The 10,659-nt window shown below is 33.4% G+C and carries 8 protein-coding genes and 1 pseudogene; 4 read left to right on the forward strand and 5 right to left on the reverse strand.

The features are described 5' to 3' along the window. Window positions 1-547, reverse strand: a 547-nt coding sequence (locus tag CN288_RS23050; protein WP_255260046.1) for a M60 family metallopeptidase, incomplete at its 3' end; no start/stop codon positions are given. A gap of 633 nt (window positions 548-1,180) precedes the next feature. Here CN288_RS23050 and CN288_RS23055 point away from each other — a divergent pair. Together CN288_RS23055 and colA are read left to right on the forward strand one after the other, a co-directional pair. After that, window positions 1,181-1,579: pseudogene (locus CN288_RS23055) on the forward strand (transposase); the annotation flags it as partial. A gap of 393 nt (window positions 1,580-1,972) precedes the next feature. Beyond that, the gene (gene colA / locus CN288_RS23060) at window positions 1,973-4,870 is read left to right on the forward strand and encodes a collagenase ColA (RefSeq protein ID WP_098303183.1); all 2,898 of its coding nucleotides are present in this window, start codon (window positions 1,973-1,975) and stop codon (window positions 4,868-4,870) included. A 238-nt stretch (window positions 4,871-5,108) separates the two neighbouring features. Here the strand turns inward: colA and CN288_RS23065 are convergent, their stop codons facing one another. Together CN288_RS23065 and CN288_RS23075 are read right to left on the reverse strand one after the other, a co-directional pair. Continuing rightward, window positions 5,109-5,579: a DinB family protein gene (locus CN288_RS23065; protein WP_001091989.1), complete on the reverse strand. Its 471-nt coding sequence runs from the start codon at window positions 5,577-5,579 to the stop codon at window positions 5,109-5,111. Between the two features lie 486 nt (window positions 5,580-6,065). Then, window positions 6,066-6,488, reverse strand: coding sequence for an Lrp/AsnC family transcriptional regulator (locus CN288_RS23075; protein WP_098303185.1), 423 nt, complete (start codon window positions 6,486-6,488; stop codon window positions 6,066-6,068). A gap of 156 nt (window positions 6,489-6,644) precedes the next feature. Here CN288_RS23075 and CN288_RS23080 point away from each other — a divergent pair, with 156 nt between their 5' ends. Further along, window positions 6,645-6,845, forward strand: a complete 201-nt coding sequence (locus CN288_RS23080) for a DUF1272 domain-containing protein (RefSeq protein WP_098303186.1) — start codon at window positions 6,645-6,647, stop codon at window positions 6,843-6,845. Window positions 6,846-7,138: 293 nt separating this feature from the next. Next, the gene (gene racE, locus CN288_RS23085; protein ID WP_098303187.1) at window positions 7,139-7,969 is read left to right on the forward strand and encodes a glutamate racemase; all 831 of its coding nucleotides are present in this window, start codon (window positions 7,139-7,141) and stop codon (window positions 7,967-7,969) included. Between the two features lie 333 nt (window positions 7,970-8,302). On the opposite strand, the gene CN288_RS23090 is transcribed toward racE, so the two are convergent. Further along, window positions 8,303-8,875 (reverse strand): DJ-1/PfpI family protein, encoded by a 573-nt coding sequence (locus tag CN288_RS23090; protein WP_098303188.1) that lies wholly within the window; start codon window positions 8,873-8,875, stop codon window positions 8,303-8,305. Between the two features lie 389 nt (window positions 8,876-9,264). Continuing rightward, the gene (locus CN288_RS23095; protein ID WP_098303189.1) at window positions 9,265-9,978 is read right to left on the reverse strand and encodes a class I SAM-dependent methyltransferase; all 714 of its coding nucleotides are present in this window, start codon (window positions 9,976-9,978) and stop codon (window positions 9,265-9,267) included. Window positions 9,979-10,659: the final 681 nt, after the last annotated feature.

Here is a 10,659-nt window from a genome sequence, read left to right on the forward strand (position 1 = left end):
CATGCGCATCTGGATACTTGTCCATCATGGCAATCCAGTCTTCTTTCGTATGCTTCCCTAATTCAAAGAATGGAACAGGGCTCCCGCCTTGTGTTACTTTCACCTTAACAGTTCCTTTTCCTTCAGAGTTATCAAATCCTAATAAACCACCGTTTAGAGAGGAGATGGTGTTAGAACCCGGGGAAAGACGAAATGCTTTTCCCCCTTCTTTATCATATTCATTTGTCCCAATAGTTGCTCCAAGCTTGTCTAATCCCGATAGTCCCGATACTTCAATTGTGACTTGTTCATTCGGTTGTACATAGATTCCTGTTGGCACATAGTTTCGTTGCTCACTTCTTTTTTCTCTTATCGCTTCACCCATATAATGTCCTGTACTTGGAAGTTCAAACTGCCTCTCTTCATATTGCGCCTCGGTTTGTGTAGTTTCAGCATGAATGTTCAAATTATTTACAGTCATAGATGTAAATAATGTCGTTGTCAAAACAGCAGATGTCATAAGTACTTTCATTGGTTTTTGTAATCTATGATTCTTTCTTCTACTCATATGAATCAGTCCTTTCATTTAAATCCATTCTAACGTTCATACGAAACGCTGATTTCCTCACTACCCTCTTATATCTTTTTATTACGTTAATGTAATAAAAATTCCTCTTGCTATGACTACTTCTTAAATTTACTTATCCCCCTCTCATTTCATACACGTAAAAATTATACCTATATATAATTTTGAAGGGGGGGGTATCTGGCCGCGTATAGAAACAGTCATGATTTTTTCCACCACTTCAAAAGGAGAAAGCAAGTGCAGATCATGTTGTATTCTGCATAGTAGATATGTCGAAGAATTAAAATGGATTTATATAGATGTTACTTTCATTAAAACATTATAGATTTTGAGTGTAAACCTCTAATCGGGGTACAGCCGAGATACGTGTAAAAATAGGTCATAGGTTTACTTTTATTTCCATATGCCATTTATAGGGCTTATAAATACCGTTTTGTCTATTAGGGGTACATCCTAATCATCCATCTATTAGCTACTGAAAACACTTTGTTCCAACCGTATGATTAGGATGTATGATAATAAGTTGAAAAATAATAGGGAAATTCGTGATTATAAGTGCGTTTGGAAATAAATGTATGGCTAATACTCAAAATTACACGTATCTCGGCTGTACCCCAAATAGAGATTATCTTTAAAACGTGGAAATCACTCTTCAAAATAGACCATTATCGTCATGTAAAACAGGAACGATTAGAGTGCCAATTATATGGAAAGCTAATTGCTATTTTCCTGTGCTCCTCTACTATGTTTAAAATGCGTCAACTTCTTTTGAAAAAGAAGAAAAGAGAATTAAGCGAATATAAGGCAATAGGGATGATCCAAGATTATTTATATCTTCTGTATCAAGCTATACAGAAAAACACCCAAGAAGTAACAAAGATTCTAATCCGCCTATTCCACCTACTACAGAAAAACGGGCGAAAATCTCATCGATATGAGAAGAAAACAGTCTTTGATATTATGGGTGTTATCTATGAATATAGTGGATTTAGAAAACAAAAGAAAGCTGCATAATCTTAAAAAATAATACCTATCTAGGTTTATTTGGCATGCTCATTTTTAATGAAAAAAAGTGTTTTAAGCATATTGTAGTTTATTTGAATGAAAGTTCATTTTGTTTCCGTTCTTAAGTTGACGGGCATGGGGTCACCTTACACATCCATCAACTTAATAATTTATAAGGCCCCCAAAAACAAAAAAATGTACATTTTCACCTTGAGGTGTCATTTTTTCGTTTTGGGGTATTCGCTTTTCTTAGCTTCACGGCAATGGGCGGTTCCCCTTTTAAATAATTCACGAAGTATTTAAAAACTATTAAAAAGTGATATGAACTCTTGCATATTTAAATTATTCAACCTAAATAATATGTTATTCTATTTTAATGATTTTTAGATATGGAGGAAAAGTATGAAAAAGAAAATGAATCAAATTATGCTTGGAATTAGTACAATGGCATTGTCGTTAGGGACATTGCAAGCTGAAGTATCAGCGGAAGAAAAAGTACCTTACAATGTAATGCAAATGAAACCAGCAGGGGTAGAAACGCCAAAAGATGCAGTTGCTCATTCCTCAAAGGCTGATGAAACATTATCATATGAAGAACGTTTAAAAGTAGGAGATTTTTCACAGAAGCCAGCTTCCACTAAGAAAAGTGTGAAAGCGGAGCAGTTGCAGCAAAGCTATACTTTAGATGAGCTGAATAAAATGAGCGATGAGGAGTTAATTAATACACTAGCGAATATTCGCAGCGGACAAATTAAAGATTTATTTCAGTTTAACGAAGAAACAAAGGGTTTCTATGGAAATAAAGAACGCATGCAAGTAATCATCAATGGATTAGAGAAACGAGGAAGTACGTTTACAAAAAATGATGCAAAAGGAATTGATACATTTACTGAAGTGCTTCGCTCCGCTTTTTATGTTGGATTTTATAATGAGGAATCAAGTTTAAGTTATTTAAAAGAGAGAAGCTTCAAAGATAAGTGTTTACCGGCATTAAAAGCAATTGCAAAGAATCCAAACTTTAAACTAGGTACAGCTGAGCAAGATTTGGTTGTAAATGCATACGGGGATTTAATGAGGAATGCTTCTGGTGACGTTGAAACGGTGCAATATGCAGCAAAAATTTTAAAACAGTATAATAATAACCTTTCTACATATGAAAGTGACCGTAAGAAAGGAGATGCTGTATACGCTTTGATGGGAGCCGTTGATGCCGATATAGAGACTGATTGGCGCCTTTCGGGTAAAGAGCCAAATGAGACAATGTGGTATGGAAAGATTGATAGTTTTATAAATGAAGTCAATAAAATGGCGCTTATACGTAATGTGACGGATAAAAATGGTTGGCTAATTAATAACGGGATTTACTATGCAGGACGTTTAGGGAAATTTCACAGTAATCCGAAGAAAGGGTTAGACGTTGTTACGCAAGCAATGGGGATGTATCCATATTTAGGAGAGCAATATTTTGGTGCAGCACAGCAGATTGCTACAAATTACGGCGGAGTAGATGCGAACGGAAAAACAGTAAATTTAGATCAAATTAAAGAAGAGGGAAAGAAGAAATTTTTACCTAACACGTATACATTTGATGACGGAGCAATTGTCTTTAAAACGGGAGATAAAGTGACAGAGGAAAAAATCCAAAGAATGTACTGGGCTGCGAAAGAAGTAAAAGCACAATATCACCGTGTAATCGGAAATGATAAAGCATTAGAACAAGGGAATGCGGATGATGTATTAACAATTGTAATTTATAATACACCAGATGAATATAAATTTAACCAGCAATTGTACGGATATGAAACGGATAATGGTGGTATTTATATTGAACAAGACGGAACGTTCTTTACATATGAACGTACGCCGCAGCAAAGTATTTTTAGTTTAGAAGAATTATTTCGTCATGAATTTACACACTATTTGCAAGGAAGATATGAAGTGCCTGGATTATTTGGGCAAGGAGATATACAGCAAAATGAACGTTTGACATGGTATGCAGAAGGAAACGCGGAATTTTTTGCAGGATCGACGCGTACGAATAATGTAGTACCGCGTAAGAGTGTTATAAGAGGTTTATCAAACGAACCAGCAAAACGCTATACAGCAGAACAAACATTATATGCAAAATACGGAACGTGGGATTTTTATAACTATTCCTTTGTATTGCAGTCTTATATGTATAATCACAAATTTGATACATTCGATAAAGTACAAGATTTAATTCGTGCAAATGATGTACAAGGTTATGATGCATACCGTGAGGCGTTAAGTAAAGATGAACAATTGAATAAAGAATATCAAACATATATGCAGCAATTAATTGATAATCGAGAAAAATTTACTGTGCCGCAAGTATCAGATGATTATTTAGTAAGTCATGAACAGAAGGCACTAACTGGAGTGAAGCAGGAAATTGCGGATGTTGCGAATGTAAAAGATGCAAAGATTACAAAGCATAAGTCTCAATTCTTTAATACATTTACAGTTGAAGGTACGTATACAGGCAATGTAACGAAAGGTGAATCTGAAGACTGGAAAACGATGAGTAAACAAGTAAACGAAGCATTAGAGAAACTGTCACAAAAAGAATGGAGCGGTTATAAAACAGTAACAGCGTACTTTGTAAATTATCGTGTAAATAATGAAAATCAGTTCCAATATGATATTGTTTTCCATGGCATTGCAACAGATGAAGGTGCAAGCCAAGGAACGATTGTAAAGAGAAATGAGCCATATTATGGTGAAGCAAATACCGCAATTCAGTTTAAGAGCGATAGTTCAAAAGCTGAAGGTCGAAAAATCGTTTCTTACCTTTGGGACTTTGGAGATGGTAACACAAGCACAGAAGCAAATCCTACTCATGCATATGAAAAAGAAGGAACGTATACGGCAACCTTAACAATGAAAGATGATAAAGGAAAAGAAAGTAAAGAACTAATGACAGTTCATGTAGATCGAATAGGAGCAACTGAAACAGAACCAAATAGTCGTTTTGAACAAGCAAATGTAATTCCGTTTAATACGCTTCTCAAAGGTTCATTTAAGGATGAAGATTATACCGACATTTATACGTTTAATGTGTCATCGCCAAAAGAAATGAACATTTCTGTCATAAACGAAGGTAAAATCAACATGATATGGACGCTTGTTCATGAATCAGATCTGAGAAGCACCATTGCAGGCGAACAATCTAATGAAAATATCCTTAAAGGAAAGTTTACTGCAAAACCAGGGAAGTATTATTTATGTGTGTATACATCTGACAGAAAAGATGGGACATATGCTGTTAAAGTACAATAAATATAGAAATGGAGATATTTCCTCTTAGAAAAAAGTATCTCTACAAACTGTTGAAAAACAAATCCGTCAATTTTCCCTATGATTCAACAGAAAGGATAGCGTATTTTTTCATTTTAGGGGGTATTTTGTTTTGTTAGCTTGATAGCGATGGGGTACCACCAGCATTTCGCAAAAAATACAATAAGCTGTCCATCTGGACAGCTTATTTACATAACCCCCGTTATTGGTAGTGAAATTATTAATCCCATATATTTGGGCGTTCAATTTTCATTGTTCTCATATAATCTAACATTTGTCCTGTATGAACACCCTCATGATATGCTATACGCATTAACATATCTCCTAAAGAACGAATATACCCTACATTTGAACGATCAATTTTAATTGTATTTAGATCTTCATTAGAAAAAGAACGAACAGTATCTAAAAATTGTTTGTGATATATCTCAGCAAAATCCAGTTCATCTTCGACAGATAAAAAAGGTCTGTTTTCAAATGGAGAATTATACTCTTTCAGACTTCCCCTATTTTCAATAGCCAGATGATAATAATGCTCTGATTCCAGTACATGCCGAATCATCTCTAAACAAGTCATAGCTTTTTCATCTGGTTTCCAATCCAATTTATCGCTAGGAATCGTTTTCCATATTTTTATACTCCGTCTTCTAACTTCTGTTAAGTTTAATAACAATAAATCAATTGTATTCATTTATATTTCTCCTCTCACTTAGCCTCATAAACAAGTTTACTAAATTTTCTAAACAAATGACAAACGTTTGTTCTTACCCATGAATATAGTATTCATGTAAGGTTAACATAACGTCCTATTATCGGTAGCAAGGACAAAGCGGATCCCTACTCTCACAAGGAATCCGCTTTTTTCTTTTTCTATGACTCTGTTTATTCTTTTATACATTCCTATCCTGGCGTAGATTTTAGGATTATCACTTGTTACTGGATTAGCTGAAAAACTGTATAAAATCTTGCATGCTCTTAGCGTGGTTTTTTTCCAAAATGCTGGCGGTACCCCATGCCCATCAAGCTAAGATTTTAAGACACCCCCATAACGAGAATTTTGCCTTTTTACAGTTATTTATGAGAATTCGGCTCATTTTTTTCGTTTCGGGGAACAATCAATTTCTTAAGTTGATGGTGATGTGGCAGCATCCCTTAAATAGCTTCGAAGAACTCTATTCTAAAAAATACATCTATATTTTACTGGTGATGATAAGTTAATTAAAGTTGATGGATGGCCAAACTCCATTGAAGCATCTATAAATTCTTCTAAATGTTGCATCGATTCTGTGACTATTTTCACCAAATAACTATATTGTCCAGCTAATCTGTGGCACTCAAGGACCATGGGATTTTCTTTACAAAAACTTCTGAATTGTTGGCATTTTTTTGATTCAAACAAAACAAAAGCCGTTACATTCTTATTTAATTTCTCTGGGTTTATAACTGCCCGATAGGCTGTAATGATATTTTTATCCTCTAATTTTTTCACTCTTTCTTTTACAGCAGGTGTTGATAAATTCACCATTTTTCCTAGTTCAGTCATAGATATACGTCCATATTCTTGAAGAATATGTAAAATTCCTTGATCAATATGATCCATTCTAAACCCCCCTTTTAATTTAAAGTAAAACGCTTATAATAAATAAATTTTTTAAGTCTTTTGGATAAAATAACTAATAATTTGTATTTAAAGAAAATTATATTATATTTATAATTTTATGTATATAATGAAAAAAATATTATTGGAGGAATAAAAATGGGACTTGAGATGAGGAAATGTTGTGAGAAATGTAGTAATAAGATTGAAGAGCAATCTTTGGCGTTTATTTGTACACATGAATGTACATTTTGTGAGGAATGTACAAAATTAATGAATTATGTTTGTCCTAATTGTAAAGGAGAACTTGTCAAAAGACCTAAACCCCTATCTAGTAGTGTCTGCTCTCTTAACATATAACAATACGGGGTAGCACCACATTGTGCTATCAAGCTAAGATTTTGCACTACCTATAAAGCGAAAAAGACGTTATCCTTTCTGTAGAATTATAGGAAAGGATGGCGTTTTTTTACACTTGGGGATAGTAAAGAATCTTAAGTTGATGGGCATGTATGGTGACCCCTAATAGAAAGTACAATTTTTCAGATGAAACATCCAAAATAAGGATATTTTATTATGGCATTTTTAAAATTCAAGAGTATAATAAATGATGTTATCAACATAAGACCAAAGAGATGAAAGAGATGAACTATATGTATTTAGCTAATAAAAATTCCGTAATAGGCGTACTAGACTCAGGGGTTGGAGGATTAACAGTTGCTAAAGAAATTATGAGACAATTGCCAAAAGAGAGTATTTACTATATTGGTGATAATAAGCGTTGTCCTTATGGGCCGAGAAGTGTAGAAGAAGTTAAATCTTTTACATTTGAAATGGTTGAATTCCTCAAGCAATTCCCATTAAAAGCTCTTGTTATTGCTTGTAATACTGCCTCAGCTGCTGTATTACCCTCTCTGAAAGAATCACTTCCTATTCCAGTTCTTGGAGTTATCCATCCAGGGGCAAGGGCAGCAATTAAGGTGACCAAGCAAGGAAAGATTGGAGTAATTGGGACTACAGGCACGATAAAGTCTGATATGTATGCAAAAGCTTTACAAGAGCTTCATGCAAATTTAAAAGTACATAGCCTTGCATGCCCAACATTAGCTACAGTAGTAGAAAATCGATTAGACGACACAATATATGTGGAACAACAAGTTAAACAAGCTTTATCATCATTAACTAAAGAAGACATAGATACCTTGATTCTTGGTTGTACCCATTACCCACATTTAGAATTATATATAAAAAAAGAACTCGGGAAAGATATTTCTATTATTAGTTCCGCAGAAGAAACAGCAATAGAATTAAGTACTATTTTACAACATCAAGGTATCTTATCTGAGTATTTTAATCTTAAGCATCGTTTTTTTACAACAGGTTCTGTTTCATCATTCGAACATATCGCTCAACGTTGGCTAGGATATCAAATTCCTGTAGAATTTATAAATTTATCCCCAAATAATGTTCCTATTTACAATTAAAAAGCTTTTCTTTTCAGTCTTTGATTAATTTTTTCAATTAGCTAGAAAACTGAAATTCAGATGAATTTCTACTCATAATTCACAAAAAACGCTATTCTTTTTATAGTGGAGTGAACCCTGAGAATGGGGTACAGCCGCATTTCCATCAACTTAAAAAATTAGTTGTTCTCAACAACGAAAAAATGAACTTAATTGGGGTACGGCAACATCGCCATCAAGCTAAGATTTTGAAGTATCCCCAAAACGAAAATTTTATTATTTTACAGTTTTTTATGAGAATTTAACTCATTTGTTTTGTATGGGGAACAACCAATTTTTTAACTTGATTTGAAATTAAAAATATAAACCTTTGCCCACTGGCTGAACGGTTTCTAACACAGTATCAACCATGTCTTCATTAATTAGGGTTCTTATAATCCAAGCTGAGAGATCTTGAGCAGCAAAACAACCTGCAGCAGTCGAGATATTTCCTTCGTTTACGAAACTTTGTTCAATAACGTCTACATCAAATTCTTTTAGCTGTTCTACTACGGATGGATATGTAGTTGCTTTTTTGCCAGTTAACAATTTTTTAGCTCCTAGTAGTAGTGAACCAGAACACATAGAGCCTATTAATTGTCTTTGAGGATCTACATGAATGCTATTAAGATATTCTTGATTTTTATATAAATCTTGTACACCCTTACCACTTCCAAATATTACAGCGTCAGCAGAAGGAATATCAGATATGCTTCCTGTCATGGGAATACGTAAGCCAGACATGGATATATGAGTTTTTTCCGTTCCTAATAGTTGTACATTCCAATCAGAAATACCGCCAACTAAACGTACACGATTTAATAAATCCCATGGTAAAAAAACATCTATATCAGTAAAGTTATCGAAACAGACTATTGCAATTTTCATTTTCTAATCCCCCATTATTTAAATATTAAAAACATTTCAATTATAACAATTTCAAATGGCGGTAGCGAGGTTTAAATTTTTTAATAACCGGGTATCCGACCAGCGCCATCAAGCTAAAAAATTGTATCCATAAAACGAAAAAAACGCTATTCTTTTTGTAGAAATATACAGTGGTCTGACCCCATTTGGTGAGACAAAGAAAAAACACCTAGACAACATGTTTCCTATAAGGGGTCACCATATCATTTTGGGAAAATTGTACGCTTAGACACATTTTAGACAAAAATAGCCGAATCCCTGTACGTTAAGGAGTCGGCTATTTTTTTTATGTAATCCTTGCTAGTGAAAATAAATAATATAATTTACTTATAGTAATACATCTTTTTTCATTATTTAGTAGACTCTTTCATAAATAAGGCTGTCCATAGCGCAGGCACACCAAATACTTCATTTGATTGTTTAATTTCTTTCATCTTACGTATTTCTATTTCAGAGAAGTCTTTAAAAATGGTTCTTAGCTTTTCATCTGTAAATCCTAGTCCTCCTTTAAGACTTCGTAGTCTGTATACTTCCCAATCAGTTATGTCTGCTCCACCTAATTCTCCACCTTGAACAAAGCAAGTGATTGCAAAATGCCCATTTGGTTTTAAAGCTTTTTTTACCAAATTTATATAACTTATTCTTCTGTGTGGAGCAATGTGATGAAGACATCCTGAATCATACACAATATCATATGCTCCCTCTTCAATTTGTAAGTCAAAAATATTGTCGCAAATAAAATTTACATTTACATTTTGTTCTTTCGCTCGTTCTGCCGCCCATTGAATTGATTCTTGCGATAAATCTACTGCATCAACTAAACATCCTTTTTTAGCAAAGTAAATTGCATTCCTGCCTGGTCCACATCCGAGTTCCAAGACTTTTCCTGGATTAAGTAATTTCCCCTCAAAATATTCCACTAAATTCTCATCTGGTTTATTAGCAAAAAAGGGGATTCCTTTTTCACGATTAGAATAAAAATCATCCCAAAACTGAGTTGGTTCACGTAATAATGAATCTAACATCTCTAATAAATCTTCATAACTACTAATTGTTTCTCTCAAAATGATCCCTTCTTTACAATTAAATTTTATACTTTAATTGTACTAATAATTCTAAAAATTGTTGTTTCACCGGTGTTAAAATCACTTTAAATTGAAATGAACTTGAATACCCTAAACATTGCTATTTATAGTCATTTAACGCACATAAAGGTCCTAATTTTTTCTTTTATATCACGTTAAAGGAATTGGTTTACTCTTTCTTAAAAACTCATCATACGTTTAAAAATGCTGTTAGAATTAAAGGTTAATTTCTAATTTTCAAACTTATTATTACAAATGTTACAATAATTTTACAGAAAATCATTACACGTTCTTGTTAAATAAATCTCTTCCTTGAAGCCTGTATGGATGTTCCCAAAAGTTTATCTGCATCAAATTAAAAAGGATGACATTTTCCAACTTACTTTAACCTGTGTCCAGAAAATTTTATGTTTATGAACAGAGCATAGAATTCAATAATATCAAGGTTTTCTAGCTATAATCACGTTCATAAAGTGTGTACATAATTCAATGTTCAATTAATCTTTGAATTTTATCTTTCTGAACATGTATTTATCTATTAAAGATGCTGCCATGATAAGGTTTTGTATCCCTTAGCGTACAATTTTCCCAGAATGATATAGTGACCCCTTGTAGCTTTATTAGATTTATTACTTCATTCTGTATTTCTATTCTTATACT

The sequence above is a fragment of the Bacillus sp. AFS023182 genome, from assembly GCF_002560575.1.
Lineage (GTDB): Bacteria > Bacillota > Bacilli > Bacillales > Bacillaceae_G > Bacillus_A > Bacillus_A arachidis.